We start from the raw sequence: 23064 nt of genomic DNA on the forward strand, positions 1-23064 counted from the left end.
GGCCGATGGGTGACGCCGCCCGCGCGCCGGGCTCGATCATGGGGCCGCCGCAGGGCGGCGGCGCGGTCCGCGGCATCGGCGAGACGTTCGCGCCGGACCTGCAGACCGGCACCGGCAATCTGACCGTGCCGATCGTCGTGCCGTCCGGCCGGCGGGGCCTGCAGCCCCGGCTGGAGCTGACCTACAGCACCGGGCACGGCGCCGGGCTGTTCGGGCTGGGCTGGACCCTCGCCCTGCCCCAGATCGCCCGCAAGACGTCCGACGGCGTGCCGCTCTACGACGACGAGCGGGACACGTTCGTGCTGGCCGGCGCCGAGGACCTGGTGCCCGTGGAACGGCTCTCGCCGACCCGGGTGCGGTACCGGCCACGCGTCGAAGGGCTCTATGCCCAGATCGTGCACCACCGCGACCCGGCGACCGGCGACGACTACTGGGAGGTCGCCGGGAAGGACGGGCTGACCAGCACCTACGGCACCCCGCGGCCGGCCGGGGCTGACCCTGCGGTCCTCGCGGATCCCGACCCCCGGCGGCCCGGCCACGTCGCGGCCTGGCGACTGACCGAGACTCGGGACACGCTCGGCAACGTCATCGCCTACCGGTACCGCTGGGACGAGGGCGACGCGGACGGGCACCGGTGGCGGCAGCCGTTGCCCGCCGGCATCGACTACGCTGACCGCCTCGAGGACGGCACGCGGCGGTTCCTGGCGACGGTGACGTTCGACTACGCAAGCCGGGACGACCCGTCCTCGGCGTACCGGACCGGTTTCGAGGTACGCACGACGCTGCGCTGCACCGCCATCACCACAGCCGTGCACGTGCCCGAGGAGCGGAAGGTCCGCAGGTACGACCTGCGGTACCGGCAGGACCCGTACAGCGGCGTGTCCCTGCTGGCCGAGGTGGCCGTCGCCGGCTTCGACGGCGCCGGGCAACCGCGGGCCGACCTGCCGCCGCTGACGTTCGGCTACACCGAGTTCGACCCGCTCGGGCGCCGGTTCACCCCGGTCGGCGGCCCGGACGCGCCGCTGACCTCGCTGGCACACGGCGACCTCGAACTGGTCGACTGCACCGGCGACGGGCTTCCCGACGTGATCGAGCTGAACGGAACCGTCCGGTACTGGCGCAACCTCGGCGGCACGTTCGACCGACCCCGTTCGATGGCGGAGGCGCCGGCCGGGCTGCGGCTGGCCGACCCCGGCGTCCAGCTCCTCGACGCCGACGGCGACGGCCGCGCCGATCTGTTCGTCACCACCCCGGCGCTGTCCGGGTATTTTCCGCTGCGGTTCGGCGGCGCCTGGGGACGGTTCCGCAGGCACGCGAACGCGCCGTCGTTCGGCCTCGACGACCCGCGCGTACGGCTGCTCGACCTGGACGGCGACGGCACCACCGACGCGTTGCGCGCCGACGACCGGCTCACCTGCTTCTTCAATGACCGGGACGCCGGCTGGAGCGGACCACGGCCGGCGCCAGCCGTCGACGACGGACCGACCGGCGTGGACTTCGCCGATCCGCGGATCAAGACGGCCGATCTGACCGGGGACGGCCTGCAGGATCTCGTGCTGGTGAACGACCGCGGCGTGGCCTACTGGCCGAACCTGGGCCGGGGCCGGTTCGGCGCCCGGATCCGGATGACCGGCGGACCCGTGTTCCCGGCCGGCCACGACCCGCGGCGGCTCATCCTCGGCGACGTCGACGGCGACGGCTTGGCCGACCTGGTGTACGTGGGCGACGGCGAGACCACCGTCTGGATCAACCGCGGCGGCAACGGCTGGAGCCCCCCGCTGACCGTGCCGGGCTGTCCACGGATCGGCGTGTCCGACAGCCTCCGCGTCGTCGACCTGCTCGGCGTCGGCGTCGGCGGGGTGCTGTGGAGCCGGGACGCGTCCGCCGGGCGTCCCGCGATGTACTTCCTGAACCTCGCCGGCGCGCACAAACCGCGCCTGCTCTGCGAGATCGACAACCACATCGGCGCGGTCACCCGCATCGGGTACCAGCCGTCCAGCCGGTTCTCGCTCGTCGACGAGCGCGACCGCGCCACCCGCTGGAAGACGCCGTTGCCGTTCGTGGTGCCGGTCGTGACCTCGGTGCAGAGTGTCGACGCGGTCAGCGGCGGCAAGCTCACCAGCGTCTTCCGGTACCGGCACGGCTACTGGGACGGCCGCGAGCGGGAGTTCCGCGGCTTCGGCTGCGTCGACCAGCTCGACACTGAGACGTTCGACGGCTACCACGAGGCCGGTCTGCTCCCGGACGCGCCCTTCCGGCCGGTCGAGCGGCGCTCGTTCTGCCCGCCGCGCCTCACTCGGACCTGGTTTCATCTCGGTCCGGTCGATGAGCTCGACGACCCGTCCGAGGTCGACCACCGCGACGAGTACTGGTCCGGCGACCCGGGCCTGCTCGACCATGCCGCTGGCATCCGCCGGTTCCTGCGCACGCTGCCCGGCGCGGCGGAGCAGCGGGACGCGTTGCGCGCATTGCGCGGTCGGGTCCTGCGTACCGAGATGTACGGCCGTGACGGCACCGGGCGGGAGGATCGGCCGTACAGCATCACCGAGCACGCCTACACGATCCGGCCGGAGGAGCCGCGGGTCTTCGCTGCCTTCGAGGTGGCCCAGCGGATCAGCGAGTGGGAGCGCGGCGACGACCCCCTGACCCGGTTCACATGGACGACGGGCCACGACGCGTACGGCCAGCCCCGACGGCAGACCACGGTGGCGCCGCCCCGCCGGTCGGCGAACCGCCGGGCCCTGACCGTCGCCCCGTCCCGCACGTTCGTCCCCGACCGGACCACCGTGCTCGCGCAGCACACCCGCACCGACTACGCGGAGGGCGCCTCGCCGATCAAGGACCGGGTCGCCGAGGTCCGCACGTACGAGCCGGCCGACCCACCGGCGGTCGAGGAGGACGATCCGCAGGATCTGCCGGCGGTGCTGGCCGCGCAGGTCGCGGCGGCGACGGCGGTCCGCGACACCTTCGAGACCCTGGCCGGTGGCGCGGTCGTGCTCCTCGAGCACACGCTGCACCATTACGACGGCCCGGCGTACGACGGCCTGCCGCTCGGCCAGGTCGGCGAGCACGGCCTGCTCACCCGCACCGAGCGGCTGGTGCTGACCGACCAGTTGCTCGACGCCGTCCACGAGGACCGGCGCCCGGACTACCTCGGCGGCACCGAGCCATTGCCGGCGGGCGCTCCGGCCGGCTTCGGCGCCATCACCGGATACACCCGTCGCGACGGCGGCTGGTACGCCGACGCCGTCCGCCAGGCGTACGATGTCCAGCTGCCCGCCCCCGGCCGACCGGCGCGCGGGCTCGTCCTGGGTGTTCGGGACCCGCTGGGCAACGAGACCACCATCCAGCCGGACGGCTTCTGGCTGCTTCCGGCGTCGGCGACCGATCCGGCCGGCCTCGTGACGGCCGCGGAATACGACTACCGCGCCGGCCAGGCCCGCCGCGTCGTCGACCCGAACGGGCACGCCACCTGCTACCGCTTCCACCCGCTCGGCATGCTGACCGCCGTGTTCCTGGAGGGCCGCAACGGCGAGGGCGGCACCGCGGAACGGCCCGAGGTCGCCTACCGCTACGACCTGTCCTCCTGGTACGACCGCCGCCAGCCGATCAGCGTGCACACGACGCGGCGGGTGCGTCACCCGTCGGACCTCGGCGCCGCCGACCCGGACGAGGTGGTGGAGAGCCGGGAGTACTCCGACGGCTGGGGTCGCGTGATCCAGCAGCGCCTGCAGACCGAGGAGCTGACCTTCGAGGCGTCCGCCGTGGACGGCCCGGCGACCGGCACGCTCGTCGCCGACCGGGTCGTGGTCAGCGGCTGGCAGGTCTTCGACAACAAGGGCCAGGTGGTCGAGCGGTACGAGCCGTTCTTCGACGCCGGCTGGCTCTTCCAGCCGGAGGAGGACGCGCGGCGCGGCCGGGTCGTCAGCACCTTCCGCGACCCGCGGGGCCGGATCGACCGCATCCTCAACCCCGACGGCTCGCAACGGCTCACGGTCTACGGCGACGACCAGGGCAATCCCTCGCCGTGGACCGTCACCGGGTACGACGAGAACGACATGGCGCCGCATTCCAGCCGGCCGGACGGGACGCCGCTCGGGCCGGCCGCCCCGGCCTCGCACCACGACACGCCGGCCACGACTGTGCTCGACGCCCTAGGACGGACGATCTGTCAGGTCGCCCGCTGCGGCCCGCAACCCGGCGCCGACTGGCACGCGGTGCGGACTGAGCACGACGGGCGGGGCAACGTGCGCACCGTCGAGGACCAGCTGGGCCGCATCGCGTACGCGCACGCCTATGACCTTGCCGACCGGCCGGTCCGGGTGGACAACCTCGACGCCGGGACCTCCGTGTCGGTGTTCGACGCCGCCGGCAACCTGCTGCAGATCCGCGACTCCCGCGACGCCCTCAGCCTGCGCACGTACGACCTGCTCAACCGGCACCGCCGGACCTACGCGCGGGACCGGGCCACCGACGACCTGACCCTGCGGGAGGTCAGCGAGTACGGCGACGGCAGTGCCGCGGACCAGCCTGTGGCCGACCGCACCGCCGCCCGGGACGCCAACCGCCTCGGCCGGCTGTGGCGGCAGTACGACGGCGCCGGCCGGCTCACCGTGGACTCCTACGACTTCACCGGAAACCCGGCCGAGCAGGCACGGGAGGTGATCGGCGACGACGCGATCGCCGCGGCCGAGCCGGCCGGGTGGACCGCCGACTGGGCGGACGCCCGCGCGCGGGGGGCCCTCGACCCGGTCGCCCACCGCACGACCAGCCGGTTCGACGCACTCGGCCGGGCTACCGAGATCCTGGCGCCGGTCGACGTGACCGGGCATCGGGCGCGGATCACGCCGGACTACGCCCGGTCCGGCGCGCTGAGGGCGGTGGCGGTGGACGACGTCCCCTTCGTACGGCTCCTCGCCTACGACGCCCACGGCCGGCGGGTCCTGGCCGCCTACGGGAACGGCCTGGTCACCCGCTGCGCGTACGACCCGGACACCTTCCGGCTCACGGCGCTGCGCACCGCGCCGATGACCGCGGACGACGACACACTGACCGGCTGGACCCCGGCCGGCGCCGCGGTGCAGGACCACCGCTACGCCTACGACCTGGTAGGCAACCTCGGCACGATCGACGACCGGACGGCGGGCTGCGGCGTCGTCGGCTCGGCCGACGGGCCCGATCGGCTGGTCCGCACCTTCGACCACGACCCGCTCTACCGCCTGGTGTCGGCGACCGGCCGCGCCTGCGCCTCGATCGGCTCGCTGCGCCCGCTCGACGACGGCCCTCGCTGCGGCTTCCTCGGCCCGCCGGCCGCCGCCCCGCCGGCCGCGCCCTCCCCGGTGAACGCCCCCGAGGTCACAACCGGGTACCGCGAGCAGTACACCTACGACCCGGTGGGCAACCTGCTGGACCTGCTGTACTCGGTGACCACCGGGACGGACCGGCCCAGCTGGCATCGGCGCTACGGGTACGCCGGGCTGCCGCCCGACCAGTGGGCCGACGCGTCCGACAACCACCTGACCTCCGTCCACAACGGCGGGTCGGAGTTCACCAGCGAGATCGACGTCGCCGGCCATCTGACCGGGGAGAACGAAGACCGGCGCTACACCTGGGACCACGCCGGGCGGCTTATCGGATTCCGGGTCAGCAACGGCAACGGCACGTCGGTCGCGGCGCGCTACCTCTACGACGTCGAGGGCCGGCGGGTGAAGAAGTGGGTCCGGCGCGGCGGCAACGGGTCCCGCGACGCCAGCACCATCTACGTGGGAAATCTGGTCGAGCAGCACCGGTGGTACGGCGGCGGCGCGAACACCGTGCTGCAGGTGCTCGACGGCGACGCCCGGATCGCGCAGATCCGCAGCGGACCGGCGCATCCCGACGACGCCGGGCCGGCCGTTCAGTACACGCTCGGCGACCACCTGGGCAGCGTCGCGGTCACCGCCGACGACACCGGCGGATGGCTGCGCCGTGAGGAGTACTTCCCGTACGGGGAAACCAGCTTCGGCGGTTTCAGCCGCAAGCGCTACCGGTTCACCGGCCGGGAGCGGGACGAGGAGTCGGGGCTGAGTTATCACCTGGCCCGCTACTACGAGCCGGCGGCGTGCCGCTGGGTGAGCTGCGACCCGGCGGGACTGGGCGAGGGCCCCAACCCGTACCGGTACTGTCGCGGCAGCCCACTGCGGTTCCACGATCCCAGCGGGCTGCAGGGCCAGCCGGCGCAGCATGCGCAGCCGCAGGCTCCCGAGGACGTCGACATGGAGCCGAAGCAGGGTTTCTTCGAGAGCCTGCGCGGCTCGCAGTGGGCCAACCTGGGCGCCGGGATCGTGATGGGCACCGCGGCCGCGTGCGTGCCGTTCATCGGCGCCGCCGGGGTCGGGACCATGCAGAAGCTCGGCTACATGGACCGGCTGTCGCCCGAGGCGCAGGCCGGCGTCGGCATCGGCATGGCGGCGACCGGCATCGTCCAGGCGGTGACCGGGGTGATCGCCATGTTCGGCGGCGGCGGGCTGACCGGCGGCGGCGCGGCGGCCGCGCCCGTCACCGGCGGCGTCTCGCTGATCGGCTCGGCCATCGGCCTCGGCGCCGTCGCGGTCGGCGCGCTCTCGGCGACGGCGGGCGTCCTGAACGTCGGGGTGGGCGCGGTCGTGCTCAACGCGGGCATGGGCCGGGCGCCGACCGGCAAGCCCCAGTGGTGGCTGCGCAACGTCCGGCGGGGCGATCTCGCCCGGTCGCAGCGCGGCTACCAGGTCTACGTGCTCAAGGACCGCAACGGCAAGGTGCTCTACGTCGGCAAGTCGGGCGGCGCCGGCGGCAAGGATCCGGGCACCTGGGTCGACCGGGTGAGGGCGCACATCAGGGACACCACGAAGAGGGACTGGATCGGCGAAGTGGACCAGATCACCGTGACCTCCGATCTCACCGAGATGGAGTCGTTCGCCATGGAGGAGAATCTGATCAGTCTGAACAAGTCCACGGCTCACAACATCTCACCGGGCGAGTTCACCACCCGCTTCCCCGGCTCCAGCCTCGCGGACAACGCCAGCAGCGCGGCAGGCAAGCCGACGGTCACGTTCGAGACCGATATCGTCGCGCAGTAGCCTGCCTGCCCGGAAATCACGGGCGCGAGAGAAATCACCGCCGGGCGAGGGTTGGGGCCGGTTAGGGCCGCGAGACCATGGGCACACCCGGACGGCGGATCGATGATTACCTCCCGGGCGCAGTGGCGGATGCGGTCGCCCTCACAGCAGCGCGAGACGTGAGCCCAGTCACGTATCGAACGTTGAAAACGCGACACGGGACACTACGTCGGCAGCGAAGGTACCGCGACGAGCCATTCGCCACACCGGGTCGAAACGGGCACATCGAGTGCGGACAGAAGGCGGACGCTGGGCTGGCACATCGCCCGCCGTCCCGGCGGGCTGGTCGCACTCGCGAGCCCTGGGACTAAGCTGCCGCCGCGCCGGCCCGGCCCACGAGCCACCCGACGGCGCATCATGCTCCAAGACAGCGCAATCCTCGGCCGGCACGGGCAGGTTTAACCCTGCGTCGAACGGGCGCGAGGCGGGTCGGTACAACAACAGCTATCAGGGAGATTGGGTCCACAGCGACGACGCGCTTCGGCAGGTCGCCGGATGGCTTCGGGATCTGCACACCGCCGTGGCGGGCTTCGTGCCCGCGCCCGACGCAGAATGGCGGGAGGGCGGCGCCTGGCGCCCCGGCCTGATCATCGGCCACAACGACGCGGCGCCGTACAACGCCGCCCGGGCCGCGAGCCGGACGCCGTCGGCAAGCTCCGCGCCGCAGAGATCAAGCTTCTGCCGAATCTGCTGACCTTCGTGTCGAGCGTCGGCTTCATCCCCGACAGTGTGATCCGGCAGGCGGTCCAGGCTCTCGGTCAGCCTGGACCTCAGGTTGGCGTACGGCAGATGGCGGAGAAGATCGACAAAGCGACTGGCGCCCAGATAGCCATTTATCTGTACGACGTGGCGTATCGGCCAGCGTCGCAGTACTTCACCCATGCGACCAGCTCGGCGTTGCTGCGATCCTGCGCCGTGACGCAGCACGGTGTTCTGGTAGCCACCGTCGACCCAGACCTTGCTCACCGCCGGGTGCTCGGCGGCGAGCGCGCTCAGCAGGGTCTTGCCGGCGGCGGAGTCAGACACCGACGCCGCCGTGACCACGACCGCCAGCAGTAGTCCGAAGGTGTCGGTGGCGATGTGCCGTTTCCGTCCTTAATCTTCTTCGCCGCGTCGATGCCCTGCTGGGATTCCCTTACGTTGCAAGACGTTTTGACACTTTGAGCGTCCAGTACCGCGGCGCTCGGCTCGGCATCACGGCCCAGCGTCTCACGCACCCGCGACCGCAGAAGATCGTGGATACGCGCCGTGGTGCCGTCGGCCTCCCACTTGGCGTAGTAGTCATAGACCGTCTTCGCCGGCGGGAAGTCGTGCGGCAGGTACTCCCCACGCCATGCCGGTCCGCGCTACATACAAGATCGCATTGACGATCTCCCGCAGGTCGTGGACCGGCGGCCGGATCCCCAGACCTCGCCGCGCCGCACGCCACTGCACCAGAACGGGCTCGATCAACGCCAACCGGGCATCCGAAAGATCCGTTCGATATGGAAGCCGCTCCATCCCCATGCTCGCCCAACGAACGATCACGGCCGATGACGTGCGCAAACGTGAACTATCCCCTTAAGCCCTGGCCCGGAGAAACACACCAAGCCGGGCGCGCCCATCGCGGTCAAGCGCTCGCCGACACACACTCTGCACAGGCGCCGCCCGCGCGGCACCGACAAGGGTACTCGTAACCCTGAACGGTCCGTCGATGGCTACCGCGGAACGTGAGGAACGGGGGGCGTGCAGCGTGTGCCGCCTCCTGACGACGCTGACCAGCGAGATCCAGCAGCGCCGCTGCAAGGCCATTCGCCCTGACAGCGACCGGCCGCCCAGATCCGTAGACGCTGACAACTCCGCACCGCCGGCAGTACCACGACCGCCGCCACAAGCCGAGCGCCTCGTCTACCAGCAGTCCCATCAACTGAGCCTGTCGGTGTCGACTGTGCAGCACCGACCCGCTTGCCGACGCCAGCAGAGCGAAGAACACCACCCCGGACCATGCCGTGCCGTTCGTCGGATGCAGCACAGTGAGTTGCAAGTTCCACACCGCCAACCATCCCGAGATTCCGAGAGCAAGCGCTGGCTTCGTCAGCCTCCGAGGCCTCGTGGGCGGGGCCAACGTGCGAGCCAACGCGCTGACATGCACCACATGAGCCCTCACTGGCACGTCATAGCCATACCGACCGGTGACGCTGCCTCGCACCAGGCCGGTGGAGCGACCGTCGCGCACCGCAGCCGGCACGCTCACCATCTGATCAAGCTGCCCGCACTGCAAGCAACTCTTATACCGCGATCGTCGCCGCGGGGCATGTCCACCCGTCACCCTCGCACCTCCACATGGAACAAGTAACCACCACCGCTGGCGTGCCTTTGCAGGCTTGTTCGCCACCAAGTGCTACTGACCGGAAATGCCACCGGCTGTCGCCGCCGGGTGCAATCACGGCGGCGACGGGGCCGTCTTCCTCAAACGGCAGTCTTGGTGCCTCTAGGTCTTCAAGACCCATGGCAAGTGGAACCTCCTCTCATTGGCGCGCACCCGCAGAAGAGTGCGAGGGCGCCCTGCGGTGGCGCTTTCAGCGATGCGGAGCAGTAAGTCGCGATCCGTTGTTGACGTGACTTTCTGCTGTCGCAGCATTGCGGTCAGTTGAAATGCGGGGTGGCGCTAGGCGGCCTCGGCGAGGAGCGTCTCAAGACGCTTCACGAGATCCTTCGAGCGTCCAGGCCGTACCCGCGTGTAGAGACGAAGCGTCGTGATCTCGTCTTTATGTCCTAGGTGCTTCTGTACGTCTTTGACGCTGGCTCCCGCGTCGATAAGCAGAGATGCGCAGGTTCCTCGAAGGTCGTGCGGCAACGCGACAATCCCGGATGCATCAGCGGCCTTGTCCCAACAGTCGCGGCGCCAGTTGCTATAACGAAGATGCCTACCGAGCCGGTTCGGGAAGACGAGTTCGCTCTTTCTGGGGAGGTCGCACATTTGTGAGATCAGCGATGCAGGAAGATTGACGTCCCGGGTAGCGTAGGTCTTCGTCGGGCCAACGATGATTGCGCCTGACGTGTCTTCAACGCTGAGGCATACCTTGACATTGTTCCCGAGGCGATCAACGTCGACCCAGCGAAGGGCGAGAGCTTCACCGATGCGCAGTCCGCCGTAGGCCAGCAACCTCACCAGCACCTGATCTCGCTGGTGTCGCATGCTCATTGCGAACTTTTCAACCTCGGCTGGACTTAGCACCGGCCTGTGCATACTCGGTTGAGGTGGCAGCTTGATTGACCGATCGAGCGCGGGGTTGGTGGGGATAGCGCGGTCGCGGACGGCCCGCGCAAGGACTCGTCTCAGAACCCCCAGGGCTTCGGTCACTTTGGATGCGCTGACGCCCGCGGCGAGCATCCCGGCAACCCAGTCGTCGATCGAGTTGCCGTTGATGCGCCGTACCGGAGTGCCGCCGAATTCTGGTGCCACCCGAAGGTTCCACGATCTGGTGTACCCCGCCCGTGTGCGTGATTTGCGGTGAGCGAATGACCTCTCGTAACCCGGCCACCACTCCCGAAGTGGCCGCAGAGCTAGCTTGTCGTCAACCGCGGTGCCTGCGTCGATCTCGGTGCGCTTCTTGGCGAGCCACCGATCAGCCGCTTTCCGGTTGGCGAAGGTGTGCGGAGCCGCAACCATCTTTCCAGAGTCTGGATCCGGGTACCGCGCTTGGAAGCGCCCGCTCGGCAGTTCGCGGATCGCGCCCCATTGACGTCGTGTGCCCATAGCGTTCGTCCTTGCCCCGTGTCGCTCATTGGCTAATGGCACGCTAATGGCATGCCAGGGGTCGAACCGTACGCCAATGCTGGTCAATGCGACAAGGAGAAACTGTTCCTAAACCGCAGGTCGCAGGTTCGATTCCTGCCGGGGGCACCTCCTAGACCAGCCGAAACGCCTTCTGAGCAGGCTGCATGTACGGCTGCAAGATCAGTAGAGCTTGGTCTCGTAGGCAGGCGTATGCCGCTTGAAGCAGCCCGTTGCCACCAGTTGTGGCAAATGCGTGTCATGATCTTGAAACCGTTTGGGCTGGTCAGAGCGGGTTGCATGTCCTGGCTTGTGTCACGTGCCAGGCCTCGCGGGACACTGCTCAGGCGGCGAGGGCGAACTCAATCCGAGCCTTCATCGTGTCGCGGTCGCCGTCGATGCACTTGGCATAGACCTTCAGCAGGACGTCGACGGAGTGGCCGGCGCGGTCGGCCACGTCAGGAGCATGGACTCCTGCGTTGAGCCACAGACTGACTCCGGCGTGGCGCAGGTCGTAGGGGCGTGCGGCGAGCGGGGAGTCAACTTGCGCGGGCGTCAGTGCGAGCTTGCGCGCCTCGCGCCACACCCGTACGTAACCCGAGGAGAGATCGGTTTGCCGTTGGCGCTGCGGAACAGGTGGTCGGTCACCTTGAACCGTTTGATGCGTTCGCGCAGGATCGCCACAAGCTCCGGCGGGATCGGCACGGTGCGGGCGTCGTCTTCGCCGCGGTGCTTGAGGCCACGATCGTCGGATGCGTGAGGCGTGGGAGAAGATCCGCGAAGGTCGCGCTGGCGACGTCGGCTTCCTGTACGACAGCATCGAGGCGCATCCTCGGACGCCGCTGACTCCGGCAGCGTTGCGTATCGTCATCCCGAAGATCCGAGGGATGCCGAGTGGTTGAACGTCGAGACGATCATTCAGTCGGTCCAGAACCTGGCGATCGCTCCCGCGCGGTCGCGGCGGATGTGGCTCGACCAGGTCCTCGCCGACCAGGACGCACTCTACGGGCCGGAACAGTGGGTTCCGCTGCTGGTGGAGGGAGCGACGCTCAAGCCGGGCGACGAAGTCTTTCTAGGCTTCGACGGCGGCAAGACCGACGATGCCACCGGAATCATCGCCCTGAGAACCGACGGCGTGGCGTTTGTCCTCGGACTCTGGGAACGCCCGGACGGTCCCGCCGGTGACGGTTGGGAGGTCGACCGCGAGGCGGTCAACAGCGCGGTCCACGAAGCGTTCCGGCTGTTCGACGTCAAGGGCTTCTACGCGATGTCGCCCTGTGGGAAAGCCACATCACCGACTGGTCGGAGCACTACTCCGAGCGGCTGGCCGTCAAGGCCACCGATCGCAGCGCGATCGGCTGGGACATGCGCCAGTCGCTGCAACGCGTCACCCGTGCCACGAACGGCTCATGCGCGCCATCCTCTACGGCAAGATCGGCCACGACGGCGACCTCGCACTCAAGCGCCATGTGCTCAACCCTCACCGTCGCGTCAACCAGCACGGCGTCAGCTTCGGCAAGGCCGGGGGGCGCGAATCGCCGCGAAAGGTCGACCTGTACGCGGCGCTGATGCTCGCCCACGAGGCGCTTTACGACTACCGCACCCGGGGGCGCAAGGACCGCCCGCGCACCGGACGCGGCTACTTCATTTAGCAAATCACGCTCATGGCTGAGTCTATCCACCCGATCTGTCGCAGACGTTCGAGGCCGGCACGACTTCCATGCGATATTCCTGCTCAGCTGTGATCCACTTCCTTTGGCCAACTTGGCCGAATATGGGACTGCCGTCACTGTTAATCCGTTCCTTTGGCAGTAGTCCGCCGAAATTCTGACCGACACAGGGGGCGGGGGCTACGCGAAACGGCTGACCACCTCGATCTATGACCTGCGTGTACTTCTTGCCGCCGACCTCGTAATCCAAGGCTAAGGTAAACTCGTACGCCGATCTTGCGGTCACCAGCTCGATGTCTAGTGTTTCCTTCTTGCCGGACGTCAATCCAATCCTGTGGGCCCGGAAGAACAATTCTTTCGTCGGACCGTTGACATCCATAGTCACCGGAGTCGGGACGGGCTTATCGAGATCGATGTGCATCTGCTTAGTGTCCCCTCCCTGGTTGTAGACAAGGATGGCCGCGCCGAGCGGGTACTTCACGGCATGCCTGTCAACGTGCACGCCGAAGATAGTTACTTCCTGATTTCTTTTACCCTCAACCTCCAGGCTTAGAACGGCGCCGCCAAGTGCGAACCCCCCGGCGTCCAGGACTGAAGAGTAGTAATCAAAAGGGGTGATGCTGTTGAATGGGTAGCCCAAGGTAGTGTTTTCGATGAAGGGTCGCGCAGCCGCTCTATTCTCTACACTGAAGGCCGATGTCCACGAATCGCCAGCATCGTGAATGTTGTAGAGTGTCACCTGAAGAGCGTCGCCAGCAGCAAAGCTATCGATGAATTGCCCTGCGTCGCGATCTCTGACCGCATCCTTGGCTTTATTGGCATCTACTAGCTGTAGAGCCACAGCGCTCGCCGCGCTAACCAATACTGCGGTCAATGCGGCGGCGATTGTAGCCTTTGGATAGCGAGTAATTCTACTCCATAAGCCAGGCTTGACCTCAGCTTCGGATGCCGGCTTGGGGCCATTTAGCGAGGCTGCCCTTTGCGGACTCGCCGGTTCTGTCGAGGTATCCACGCGGCCTCGATTGTTCCGACCGGCCCTGCTCGTATTTCTATTCCGCTTCCCCATGACTTGCCAATCTGAAGTTTTTTCGAGGTGGAGGCTCTCCGTGTGTGCTGGATCTAGTGAAGCCGAGCCAACGAGCTTAACGGCTGACTTTTCGTTTTCACGACGAAAACCGCAGTATTGCCTCGTCCGAGTGACTCCCACTAGTTCCTTGCGCGCCTGGTTTTTCGGTGGAGCTTCTGCATAGCGCCTCACCAATTGAATCCCCCGCAGCGACGTGCCCCGCCGGTTCAACCTGCCTGACGAGCTGGCCGCGCGGCTGCGCGGCGCCACCGTGCAGGAGCTGGAAGCCGACGCGAAGGTGCTACAGAAGTTCGCGGTCGCGCCTTCAACACCGGCGGCGCTCAGCGGCGGACTGGACCCGGCCGACGATTCCGATACAGAGGCCGACCCGCGGGCGCTGGCCCGCAAGTACGGCAGCCGGCGCCGCTTAAGCCACAGCCTCTATTTGCCTTCAGCCTCATTGGCGGGGGCGCTCGCAGCAGCGAATCTCGTTACAACTTCAATCACACCGTCGTGCCCGGCCGCGGTCACCTGACCCGGGTGGAAATGACCTCAGCGCCGCGCCGGGTCACCGACTGGGCCACCGCAACCGGCCCCGTGCAATACGCGGACCTGCCCACCGGGGTGTGGCGCTACGAGACCGCCTATCGCATACAGGTCCGCCGCCCCCGGACCCGCGCTGAAGTGACGCCCGAATTCTAGATGCTTCGCGTGCTCGTCCTTTTCAAGGTCATCGCTTGACGACCTCTGCGGTGTATGCGCCCTTGTTGTCGGTGAACTTGACGATGACCTTGCGCATCGCATCCCATGAGGATTCTTCGGCAGTAAGTGAGGCTGAACACTCAACTTCCGTACCAGCCGTAAACTTCATGTCCGAGTCGAAATCACAGTCGACGCTGTTGTACTCGTTCAGGCGTTTGGTCAGCTCTCGCTGAACCGCGTCTTCACGTGCCGCTTGAGCATCATCTTCCGCCTCCATTTTCTCATAGGTGTCATCGGAAGGCGTGTACTTCAACTCGGCAGCGTAAGTGCCGGACTCGTAATTGTCGTTACTGTAGAAGTTGAGAGTCTTGGTGAAGCCTGGGTCAATATCCGTCGACTCGGCGGTGAGCGTTGCTACCGGGGAGCCGCCTTTCGAGATGATCAGCGTGATGCTGCCGTCTTCCGCTGAGGCATTCCCAGCGTTTTTGATTTTCGCTGTGGCAGCGAAGGTGTTGCTCTTCGTTGCGGCGCAGCCGAGGATGGGAAGACACCCGATTTCGCCGCCTGGGTCCCGCTTCACCTTGTATGACTTCAGGACTAGTTTAGCGACAGGCTTCTTCGGCTGAGACGCGGCCTTCGGGAAGTCCACCTTTCCCACGTAGCTGGTCTTCGCCTTCGAAGCCGCTTCTGTCGTGGATGCCGAGTTGCCGCAAGCGGCCAGCCCCGCCGGCACGATGAGCGCTAACGCAACTACCTTCGCGAAGCTATGCGAGGTCTTCACGCCGGACGTCGGTGCCAGTGTCGGTGCTGACGATACGCGTAGGAGCGTTGACCTTGCGGCGTTCATGGCCACAATATCGGACGTTCCTAATTGCACTTTAGGTTTCCCGGCCCGCGGGTTTTGTCCTGCGTGAAGCTGGGCTCATGACGTGGATCTCCCGGGGCAAGCTGATTGCCGCTTGGTAATCACATGCCATTCAAGGCTGAGAGGGCCAATATGGCACACCCTGGTCATGGATGAAGCCTATCCGGCCCAAGGGGGGCTGCATCTCTATTTTACGACTTAAGGAGTCGCCTCTTTGCTTAATGACAACGCCACCCTGCTCATCAATTCCGGCAACTATCTGATCGCGCCGACCGGCACCGATGTGCCCGCTGACCTGCTTACTCCGCCCTCTCCGTGGGACACCGTGGGGCATACGTCGCTAGAAGACATCTGATGAGTACCCTGTCGCTTAACGCGGAATGCAGTACTGTGCTGGATGCCTCGTTGGCTCTGAGCTGGCGGGGCAATTCCAGGAGTCTTGACGGTGAGGAGTCAGTAATGGATGAGGTAGGTTTTGTTCTATGGGACGCTCCCAAAGTGGGACAACCTCGGCTTGACCTTGTCAGCACCTCGTGGCATGACGAGGAACTCCTGACCGTAACGCTGTCCCGCTCGGCCGGAGCCGGCGGAGATATCCCCGACGTGAGCATTTGGTCAGCGAAAACCCTTGAGCGTAGCGGTCTTACGCTCAGCGCCCTTCTGCCTTTCACGCGGAGATATGCGGAGACCCACATATCAGATCAACGAGACGCTGCCAAGGCACTGGAACTGATTTCCATGGCATCCGGCACGCCGACTGAGATAAAAATTGGCGGCGCGTTTGTGTCGGCGGAACGCTATGAGGTTCCGGGCACGAAAGATTGGGTGGTTACTGCGACTGACCCTTCGTTCCCTGTGAGCGTCGCGGGTATCGGCGGACACGACGTTCCGGAGCTGGAAGTGGCTGACATGGTGCTTTGGAGATGGCCGATCGAGGACCAGACCATTCAAGCGCGAGATGCCGCACGCTCTCAGCGGCGGCAAGAGTGATGGCCGTATAGCTGCCTATCAGGGAAACAGCCACCGGGGCGCAGCCCTCACACGGACTGAATGCACCGATCCCCCGCCCATCTACGTTTCCGCCGACCCTGGGTCTCGTCATGCCGGACCGTGCCAACCGAGCGATTGGCACTACATGCAGACCGGCCTGCAGCCCGGGAGTCTCGCCTGGGCCCGTGCAAAGTCACGCCGCGGTAGTAGCCTTCTTCCTTGCTGCGGCCTTACCGGCCTTGCCCGCATCGGCCGCTTTCGCCCGCGGCCGACGGGCGGCTGTCTCTGGCGCTGCGGCCGGAACCTTCTTGGCCGCCTCGTATGCCTCCACCACGCCCGTGGGAATCCGACCACGGTCTGACAGATCGTACCCATTGGCGCTGGCCCACTCGCGGATAGCCTTGTTGTCCGCCCTGATTGCCCATTGAGCGCTTGCTCCGAGGCCAGGACGCCACGTACCGGCTCCTCGGACCCGCCGTGGTTGGATGGCGGGGTGGAGATCGCGGTTACCGACGTACCCGAGCGGGAGCGTTTCGAGGCCCGAGACGAAGAAGGCACCCTCGCCGGCGTCATCACCTATCAGCTGACCGGCGGCATCATCGCCTACACGCACACCAACGTCGATCCGGCCTTCGAGGGGCACGGCGTCGGCTCGGCCCTCGCCCGGGCCGCTATGGACGATGCTCGGGCCCGGGGCCGTACCGTCGTCCCCATCTGCCCGTTCCTCGGCGGCTGGCTGGACAAGCACCCCGAGTACGAATCCCTCCTCGCGCGGTCCACCCGCAGGATCAAATAGCCTCCGGCTTGCGGCCGGTGATGCCCCAGATCAGCCGCTCGAAGGGGTCCGTCTCCGGCTCCCGCATGTCGATCACCTGCCACAGGTCGAGGAACCCCGGCATGCGCGGCGTTCCGCGCCGCCCCGGCAGCACCACCGGGATGATCGGGCGGTGCTGTCGCGCGTAGTGCTGGAGGAGCGTCTCCACCTCGAGGTCCTGCCATGGGCCGGGTCCGCCGGGTCCCACGAACACCGCTGCCGACCGGGCGGATTTCAGGCCCTTCCGAAGCACCTTCTGCCATCGGACGCCGGGTGGTATCTCCCAGACGTCCAGCCAGGGCAGGATGCCTCGCTCCTTGAGCCGTTCGGCGAGCGCCACGACGGATTCGCGGTCGCGGGTGTTGTAGCACAGGAAGACGTCGAAGTCGGATGTTTCGATCTTGCCTCGCAGGACCGTCTGCGCGATGTCCGAGTCGCGGTACGAGTTGGCGTTGCGGTGCATCTCGGAGACCGCGGACTGCTCGGCCGGGACCGGGGTGTCCTGTCCGATGGGTATGACCTGGGCCTCGCAGTCCGGGCACGTCGCGGTCGTCGCGCCGCGGGCGAGTTTCCGCTGGATCAGGTCTTCCGGGAGGACGTATCCGCATCCGGGGCACGAGCGGATGTGGCGGGCCGATACCGAGCCGGGGGCCGATCTGAGCTGCAGGTGCTCCATCACGTACGCCTCGAACTGCTGGCGTACCGTCGGATTGGCCTGGTCGTCGAAGAAGACCGCGAGCTCTCCGCGGCCCTCTTCCAGCTCGCGCAGCGAGAGGCCGCAGGTGCCGCCGACCGTGGCCCGGTACGACGCCGCGTTGCGCCACATCTCGAGGCGGGTGAAGAGGCGGGAGCGGGCCAGGCGTACGGCCAGGGTCGCGTACACGTTCTGGAGGGCGCCGTCGAAGGTCAGGGTCACGGTGTGGCCGTGGACCTGGGGGGCTTCCGGCCGCTCGCGGGTGAACTGGGCGGGGAAGACGATGTCGACGCCGCTGTCGGTCGTCTCCTTCAGCGCGACCTCGTGGCGGAGGAGTTCCTCCACGGTGGCGATGATCAGGAGTTTTTCCTGGGAAGTGTCCTTGACGCGTTCGCCGGCGGGGAGGGTGAAGCGTCCGGCCAGCACGTCGTTCTCCGGGATGAAGCCGAGGCCGTCCGGTTCGTCCTTGGCCGTCTGCACGATCGCTGACGCGTACGCGTCCAGCAGCTCCGGCTGCAGCAGGATGAGGTCGCCGAACCGGAGGCGGCGCAGCAGTCCCCGGCTCTCGATCCGTCCGAGGCACACCTCGAAGTTCGCCCGCAGTGTGGTGCCGGAGTCGTCGCGGTACTTGGCGCGGTACGCCCGGAACAGGTCGTCCATGGTGGCCAGCAGGCGCCCGTCCTGCTTCTCCTCCAGCAGGAAGTCGCGCATCCGGTCGAAGAGGGTGTTCGAGCTGACCGTGGGCAGGTGGTCCCAGGGGATGGCGTTCCGGATGGCGTCGGTGAGCTCGGCGACGTTCAGGCCTTCCTTGGCGCTGGTTTCGTAGAACGCGTCGATGCCGTACTCCTCGCACAGCGTGGTGATCCGTTGCCGGCCGACCCCCACACCGCCGCGGTCGATGCGGCCCGCGACCAGGAAGATCTTCATCGGTGTCACACCCTGGTCCTCGGTGCGGCGGGCCTGGGCGAGGGCTCGCAGCCAGTGCTTCACGCCGGTGAAGGGGTCGGTCTCGCTGCGGGAGTCGAAGACGACGAGGGCGACCGTCACCTCGTTGAGGTGCAGCTGGTGCACCAGCCGGTAGCCGGGCTGACCGGCCAGGTCCCAAAGGAGGATCTCCCTGGTCACCATGGACGAGCCGCCGCCGCGAACCTGTTCGCTGTGCGCCACCCGGACGCTGCGGGCGTGGGTGGAGTCGGTGGCCCGGTATTCCTCCCCGCTCAGCACGAGGCCCAGGCCCGATTTGCCGACGCCCGTGTCGCCCACCAGGACGACCTTGGCGTTCACGTAGCGCGTCGAATTCCCGGACATCGGTCTCGCGCTCAGGGCGTCGTAGTCCAGGCCCCAGCAATTGACTCTGTGGCCCGCGCTGTCCTTGGCGGCGAGGACCGGTCTGTGCGGGTGGAAACTGAGCCCGCCGGCCCAGCGCAGGCCGCCGCGGGGAATGGTCGCCACGCATTCCCAGTCCTCGCATCGCCACAGGCGTACGGTGCCGTCCTTGGCCGACGAGGCGAGGATCTCGTTTCCGGGCGAGAACGCGACCGAGAGGATGGAGCCGGTGTGGCCCTCGAGGATGGCGACCTGTCGTCCGCTGTGGAGGTCCCAGACGCGGACGTCGCTGTCCTGGGAACCCGACGCGACGTAGCCGCTGCCGGGGGAGACCGCGAGGTCGTACACGTATCGCGAATGGCCGACGAGCCGGTAGCGCACCGACAGGCTCTCCGGATCGAGGATCGCCACGCTGCCGTCCTCGCACCCGGTGATCAACGCCGTGCCGTCCGGGGCCCAGCCCACGACGTAGACCGAGCTGTCGTGGACACGCTTGAAGCTGAGCCGGGTTCCGCGCTCCATGTCCCACAGTCCGATGCAGCCCTCGAAGTCCACTGCGGCGAGGCGCCGGCCGCTGGGCTCCCATGCGGCGTGGGACAGGCCGCCGACGTCGACCGACCGTGAGGTGTCCGAATCCAGATTCCACAGGGTCACGAAGTCGCGCCGGGTGGCCGCGGCGAGCTCCGGCCTGGTGGGATGCCAGAAAACCGCCAGCGCCGTCTCCGACGACGGACCCTGCAATATCCGCGGACCGTCCCCCTCCGCCTGCCAGAGAGCGACGACGCCACCGTCGGCGCCGGCGGCCAGCAACCGGCCGTCGGGTGACCAGGAGAGGTCATAGGTGTTCGTCGGGAGGCCGGGGAGGACGTGGGTCAGCTCGAATCCCTGGGCCTCCGGCATGCCGGAAATCCTCTCATCGCACCCGTCGGGGCGCGAATGGTGATTGAGCCGCGCCCACCTGCGGCGTACCGTCCCGGCCATGCCGACCTACGTCAAGAGCGTGACCTTCGACTGCCAGGACGCCCTGGTCGTCGCCGAGTTCTGGGCCGCGGCGCTCGGCGGGGAGGTGGACGAGGAGTCGACCTCCGCCAAGGCCTACGTGGAGCCTCCCGGGTGGGGCGGACCGACGTTGTGGTTCCAGCGGGTGCCGGAGCCACGTACCGTCAAGAACCGGATGCATTTCGATCTGCGGGCGCCCGGCACCGTCGAGGACGAGGTGGCCCGGCTGACCGCGCTGGGCGCGACGGTGGCCGCGAAGCATGGAGAACTCACGGTCATGCAGGATCCCGAGGGCAACGAATTCTGCGTGGAGCGGTAGCGGCGCCATCACCGTTGGCTCGTCGTCGCGTTTGACGGGCCATGAGCGTGATCGATCTGGACCGGGCTCCCGCCGTACGGTCGAAGCCGGCCCGGCGCCGCGTCGGGACCGCGCTGGCCGCTGTGATGATCTTCGTTGCCGGTGGCGCCGGAACCTCCGTGTGGGGCCGGTGGCAGGCGGACCGGGCTCGCAGCAGCGAGGTCTCCGTGCTGCTGCTGGCCGACACCGGACCGCAGGCCAACGACGCCGGGGTGGGCGGTGTGGTGGCCGGCGGCAAGGTCGTCGACGCCTCCCTCACCCGCCGGGTCACGCTCGTCAACGCCGGTCCCTTGCCGGTCGACGTGCACGGGTTGCGGTTCGTGCGGGCGGGGCTGACCGTACGGGCCGCCGAGGAGCGGCGCTGGATCAAGCACGGTCAGGCGGTGCAGGCGGACGCCGACATCCGGGTCGTCTGCGCCCGGGGGCTGCCCATCGGCCGGCTCTCGGTGGAGCTGGCGGTCCGCACGTACGACGACCGGGAACGCACCGCGACCGCCGTGCTCGACGCAAGGGAGTGGAACGAGCAGGCGCGGGTCGCCTGCGCCGGTGATCTCCTATAGGTCGAACGCCCGGCGGCAGTGAGGCAGCAGCGCGCGCAGCACAGTGCTCCCCTCCTTGCGCCAGACCAGCGCCAGCAGCGCCGGCACGTCGACGCCGGCGATCGGGACGGCGGTCAGCTCCGGTCGGTCGGCGGCCATGGAGGTGCTGAGCACCGCGACCCCCAGCCCGCGTGCGGCCAGGTCGGCGACGGCGCCCGGTGCCGTCGCCTGCAGCGCGACGTTCGGGCGCAGGCCCTCCGCGGCGCAAGCTTGATCGAGCACGCTGCGGATCCCGGTTCCGGACGGCAGGCACACCAATGGGTACGCACCCAGCCGTCGCAGCGTCACCTCGTCCTTCTCCGCCAGGACATGGTCCTCGGGCACCAGGGCGACGAGGCCCTCACTGACAAGGGTGACCGACGCCAGGTCGCCGGGCATCGCGCCGGCCGCCCCGACGAGGGCGATGTCCAGGTCTCCCGCGCGGACGTCCTCGATCAGCGCGTCCGAGTTGGCCTCGCTGAGCGTCACCTCGATCCGCGGGAACGCGCGGTGGAAGGACGCCAGCGCGACGAACAGCGGCGTCACCGTGCATCCGGTCACCATGCCGAGCCGGAGCCGGCCGCGGACCAGCCCGGTCACGTCGTCGATCGACTGTCGGACCGCCTGCGCGGCGGCGAGCGCCTGTCTTGCGTGCGGCAGCGCAGCGGCCCCGGCGGCCGTCAGCCGGACCATCCGGGACGAACGGTCGAACAGGTCGGCGCCGAGTTCCTTCTCGAACTGCCGGATCTGCGCGCTCACCCCTGACTGGGTGATGTGCACGCGCTCGGCGGCCTTGGTGAAGTTGGCCTCCTCGGCCACCGCGACGAAGTATTCGAGCTGCCGCAGATCCATGAGCATGGATCATAGCTGAGTGAAGAACTATTTGTTGGACTTGTCGTCCCAACGGAGGAACGCTGGGGGCATGACCGAACGAGAGAAAGCGCGTACGCCCGAGGACCTCACCCGCCTGTTCGTCGAGCGCGCCAACGCCAAGGACGCCGAGGGGCTCGCCCTGCTGTACGAGGAGAACGCCGTGATGGCGTACCCACCGGGCAGCCGGACCGTCGGCAGAGAGGCTATCCGCAGGTTCTGGGAGGACGCCCTGCCCCACCTGCCGGCCTTCGAACCGGAGCCGCCGCTCCCGACGCTGATCAGTGGGGAACTGGCACTGACCTCCACCCCGCCGAAGGACGGCGCCGGAGCCCGCGCACAGGTGGTCCGCCGGCAGCCGGACGGCACCTGGCTCCGCGTCCTCGACCAGCCGGAGTTCACCCCGCCGCGCGAGAGGCGAAGTATGCAGGGATGAGCACCGTCGAGTGGGACGACTTCGCGCGGGCCGCCGGCCCGGTCGAGGAGCTCACGTCCCAGATGACGGGTTTGGATCTGCCGGCGGAGACGTTCGCCTGACGGCCAGAACGTCGAAGACATGCCAGTGCTTCGGCCCGCTGAACGCCGGCCCGTCCGCGTCCTCCTCGGCGAACGACCGGATCTCCAGGCCGTCGAGCAGGGCGCGCACCTCGGCGCCGCTCAGGTAGGTCTCGCCCGGAGAACCCGCCCACGAGTCGTTCTCGCCGAACAGGTTGACGGCGAGCACGCCGCCCGGGCGCAGCGCGGCGCGCATCAGCCCCCAGATCCGGTGGAACGACGCCGGATCCTGATACGGCAGCGAGTACCCGGCGTAGATGAGGTCGGCCGCCGGCAGCTCGGACAGCTCGGCGTAGTGGCGTACGTCCACCGTCAGCCGGTCGTGGACACCGCCGACCGTACGGGTGACCACGGCCGGGCTCTCCGGCGAGCCGTCGACGGCGTACACCCGCCAGCCGGCGTCGAGCAGCGCCCTCGTCTCGATGCCGGCGCCGCAGCCGAGGTCGACGGCCGTACGGGACCCGCCCGGCCCCGCCGCGGCGATCGCCGACCGGCACAGGGGGCGCACCGGGCGCCCGCCCTGCACGCCGTTGAAGCGGATCCAGTGGTCGTCGTCGTGGCGCATCGGATCAGGAAACCATGGCGGAGACGTCTGTCGATAAGTTGACAGGCGGTCACGCGAGTACGACGCGGATGCGAGTCACGGCTGGGGTTTGCGGGATACCGCACCACCGCGAAGGGTTC

18 protein-coding genes and 2 pseudogenes are annotated in these 23064 nt (G+C 68.1%); 10 read left to right on the plus strand and 10 right to left on the minus strand.

Annotated elements, in window-relative coordinates:
• Positions 1-5 precede the first annotated feature (5 nt).
• Positions 6-7097 (plus strand): SpvB/TcaC N-terminal domain-containing protein, encoded by a 7092-nt coding sequence (locus tag ACIBO8_RS10460; RefSeq protein WP_396114878.1) that lies wholly within the window; start codon positions 6-8, stop codon positions 7095-7097.
• Positions 7098-7583: 486 nt separating this feature from the next.
• Here ACIBO8_RS10460 and ACIBO8_RS10465 read toward each other — a convergent pair.
• The 4 genes and pseudogenes from ACIBO8_RS10465 to ACIBO8_RS10480 form a co-directional block, all read right to left on the minus strand.
• Positions 7584-8219: pseudogene (locus ACIBO8_RS10465) on the minus strand (transposase); the annotation flags it as partial.
• A gap of 198 nt (positions 8220-8417) precedes the next feature.
• A complete protein-coding gene (locus ACIBO8_RS10470) occupies positions 8418-8642 on the minus strand; it encodes a transposase (RefSeq protein WP_396115607.1) in 225 nt (74 codons plus the stop codon).
• 1141 nt (positions 8643-9783) lie between these two features.
• Positions 9784-10875, minus strand: a complete 1092-nt coding sequence (locus tag ACIBO8_RS10475; RefSeq protein WP_396114879.1) for a tyrosine-type recombinase/integrase — start codon at positions 10873-10875, stop codon at positions 9784-9786.
• Between the two features lie 361 nt (positions 10876-11236).
• Positions 11237-11479, minus strand: coding sequence for a hypothetical protein (locus ACIBO8_RS10480; protein ID WP_396114880.1), 243 nt, complete (start codon positions 11477-11479; stop codon positions 11237-11239).
• A 166-nt stretch (positions 11480-11645) separates the two neighbouring features.
• On the opposite strand from ACIBO8_RS10480, the gene ACIBO8_RS10485 reads away from it, so the two are divergent.
• Positions 11646-11795, plus strand: a complete 150-nt coding sequence (locus tag ACIBO8_RS10485) for a hypothetical protein (protein WP_396114881.1) — start codon at positions 11646-11648, stop codon at positions 11793-11795.
• 507 nt (positions 11796-12302) lie between these two features.
• Positions 12303-12545, plus strand: a complete 243-nt coding sequence (locus tag ACIBO8_RS10490) for a hypothetical protein (RefSeq protein WP_396114882.1) — start codon at positions 12303-12305, stop codon at positions 12543-12545.
• Positions 12546-12567: 22 nt separating this feature from the next.
• On the opposite strand, the gene ACIBO8_RS10495 is transcribed toward ACIBO8_RS10490, so the two are convergent.
• On the minus strand, positions 12568-13437 hold the full coding sequence (locus ACIBO8_RS10495) for a hypothetical protein (protein WP_396114883.1): 870 nt from the start codon (positions 13435-13437) through the stop codon (positions 12568-12570).
• 406 nt (positions 13438-13843) lie between these two features.
• On the opposite strand from ACIBO8_RS10495, the gene ACIBO8_RS10500 reads away from it, so the two are divergent.
• Positions 13844-14164, plus strand: coding sequence for a hypothetical protein (locus tag ACIBO8_RS10500; protein ID WP_396114884.1), 321 nt, complete (start codon positions 13844-13846; stop codon positions 14162-14164).
• Between the two features lie 195 nt (positions 14165-14359).
• Here the strand turns inward: ACIBO8_RS10500 and ACIBO8_RS10505 are convergent, their stop codons facing one another.
• Positions 14360-15112, minus strand: coding sequence for a hypothetical protein (locus tag ACIBO8_RS10505; protein ID WP_396114885.1), 753 nt, complete (start codon positions 15110-15112; stop codon positions 14360-14362).
• Positions 15113-15410: 298 nt separating this feature from the next.
• Between ACIBO8_RS10505 and ACIBO8_RS10510 the strand changes: the two genes are divergently transcribed.
• Positions 15411-15551 (plus strand): hypothetical protein, encoded by a 141-nt coding sequence (locus ACIBO8_RS10510; protein WP_396114886.1) that lies wholly within the window; start codon positions 15411-15413, stop codon positions 15549-15551.
• Entirely contained in the window at positions 15551-16186 is a 636-nt protein-coding gene (locus tag ACIBO8_RS10515; RefSeq protein ID WP_396114888.1) for a hypothetical protein, read from the plus strand. The genes ACIBO8_RS10510 and ACIBO8_RS10515 overlap by 1 nt, the downstream gene beginning before the upstream one ends.
• A 316-nt stretch (positions 16187-16502) precedes the next feature.
• Here the strand turns inward: ACIBO8_RS10515 and ACIBO8_RS10520 are convergent.
• Positions 16503-16700: pseudogene (locus ACIBO8_RS10520) on the minus strand (histone-like nucleoid-structuring protein Lsr2); the annotation flags it as partial.
• Here ACIBO8_RS10520 and ACIBO8_RS10525 point away from each other — a divergent pair.
• Positions 16680-16982 carry a GNAT family N-acetyltransferase gene (locus tag ACIBO8_RS10525; RefSeq protein ID WP_396114889.1) on the plus strand — a complete coding sequence of 101 codons (303 nt, stop codon included), beginning with the start codon at positions 16680-16682 and terminating at the stop codon, positions 16980-16982. The pseudogene ACIBO8_RS10520 and the gene ACIBO8_RS10525 sit on opposite strands and share 21 nt — an antisense overlap.
• Here ACIBO8_RS10525 and ACIBO8_RS10530 read toward each other — a convergent pair.
• Positions 16975-19920: a TIR domain-containing protein gene (locus ACIBO8_RS10530; RefSeq protein ID WP_396114890.1), complete on the minus strand. Its 2946-nt coding sequence runs from the start codon at positions 19918-19920 to the stop codon at positions 16975-16977. The two genes, ACIBO8_RS10525 and ACIBO8_RS10530, sit on opposite strands and share 8 nt — an antisense overlap.
• Positions 19921-19999: 79 nt before the next feature.
• Between ACIBO8_RS10530 and ACIBO8_RS10535 the strand changes: the two genes are divergently transcribed.
• A complete protein-coding gene (locus ACIBO8_RS10535; RefSeq protein ID WP_396114891.1) occupies positions 20000-20338 on the plus strand; it encodes a VOC family protein in 339 nt (112 codons plus the stop codon).
• 41 nt (positions 20339-20379) lie between these two features.
• On the plus strand, positions 20380-20937 hold the full coding sequence (locus tag ACIBO8_RS10540) for a hypothetical protein (protein WP_396114892.1): 558 nt from the start codon (positions 20380-20382) through the stop codon (positions 20935-20937).
• Here the strand turns inward: ACIBO8_RS10540 and ACIBO8_RS10545 are convergent.
• Positions 20932-21807 (minus strand): LysR family transcriptional regulator, encoded by an 876-nt coding sequence (locus tag ACIBO8_RS10545; protein ID WP_396114893.1) that lies wholly within the window; start codon positions 21805-21807, stop codon positions 20932-20934. The genes ACIBO8_RS10540 and ACIBO8_RS10545 overlap by 6 nt on opposite strands.
• A 70-nt stretch (positions 21808-21877) precedes the next feature.
• Here ACIBO8_RS10545 and ACIBO8_RS10550 point away from each other — a divergent pair, with 70 nt between their 5' ends.
• The gene (locus ACIBO8_RS10550) at positions 21878-22261 is read left to right on the plus strand and encodes a YybH family protein (RefSeq protein WP_396114894.1); all 384 of its coding nucleotides are present in this window, start codon (positions 21878-21880) and stop codon (positions 22259-22261) included.
• A 51-nt stretch (positions 22262-22312) separates the two neighbouring features.
• On the opposite strand, the gene ACIBO8_RS10555 is transcribed toward ACIBO8_RS10550, so the two are convergent.
• Positions 22313-22945: a class I SAM-dependent DNA methyltransferase gene (locus ACIBO8_RS10555; RefSeq protein ID WP_396114895.1), complete on the minus strand. Its 633-nt coding sequence runs from the start codon at positions 22943-22945 to the stop codon at positions 22313-22315.
• Positions 22946-23064 lie beyond the last annotated feature (119 nt).

The sequence above is a fragment of the Actinoplanes sp. NPDC049681 genome (assembly GCF_044465265.1).
GTDB lineage: Bacteria > Actinomycetota > Actinomycetes > Mycobacteriales > Micromonosporaceae > Actinoplanes.

Excerpts from the sequence above, each read along its gene's own strand:
- ACIBO8_RS10460 (WP_396114878.1), top strand. The coding sequence starts at position 6 with ATGGGTGACGCCGCCCGCGCGCCGGGCTCGATCATGGGGCCGCCGCAG.
- ACIBO8_RS10515 (WP_396114888.1), top strand. The coding sequence starts at position 15,551 with ATGAGTACCCTGTCGCTTAACGCGGAATGCAGTACTGTGCTGGATGCC.
- ACIBO8_RS10535 (WP_396114891.1), top strand. The coding sequence starts at position 20,000 with ATGCCGACCTACGTCAAGAGCGTGACCTTCGACTGCCAGGACGCCCTG.
- ACIBO8_RS10470 (WP_396115607.1), bottom strand. The coding sequence starts at position 8,642 with ATGGGGATGGAGCGGCTTCCATATCGAACGGATCTTTCGGATGCCCGG.
- ACIBO8_RS10485 (WP_396114881.1), top strand. The coding sequence starts at position 11,646 with ATGCGTGAGGCGTGGGAGAAGATCCGCGAAGGTCGCGCTGGCGACGTC.
- ACIBO8_RS10490 (WP_396114882.1), top strand. The coding sequence starts at position 12,303 with ATGCGCGCCATCCTCTACGGCAAGATCGGCCACGACGGCGACCTCGCA.
- ACIBO8_RS10550 (WP_396114894.1), top strand. The coding sequence starts at position 21,878 with ATGACCGAACGAGAGAAAGCGCGTACGCCCGAGGACCTCACCCGCCTG.
- ACIBO8_RS10475 (WP_396114879.1), bottom strand. The coding sequence starts at position 10,875 with ATGGGCACACGACGTCAATGGGGCGCGATCCGCGAACTGCCGAGCGGG.
- ACIBO8_RS10545 (WP_396114893.1), bottom strand. The coding sequence starts at position 21,807 with ATGGATCTGCGGCAGCTCGAATACTTCGTCGCGGTGGCCGAGGAGGCC.
- ACIBO8_RS10530 (WP_396114890.1), bottom strand. The coding sequence starts at position 19,920 with ATGCCGGAGGCCCAGGGATTCGAGCTGACCCACGTCCTCCCCGGCCTC.
- ACIBO8_RS10555 (WP_396114895.1), bottom strand. The coding sequence starts at position 22,945 with ATGCGCCACGACGACGACCACTGGATCCGCTTCAACGGCGTGCAGGGC.
- ACIBO8_RS10540 (WP_396114892.1), top strand. The coding sequence starts at position 20,380 with ATGAGCGTGATCGATCTGGACCGGGCTCCCGCCGTACGGTCGAAGCCG.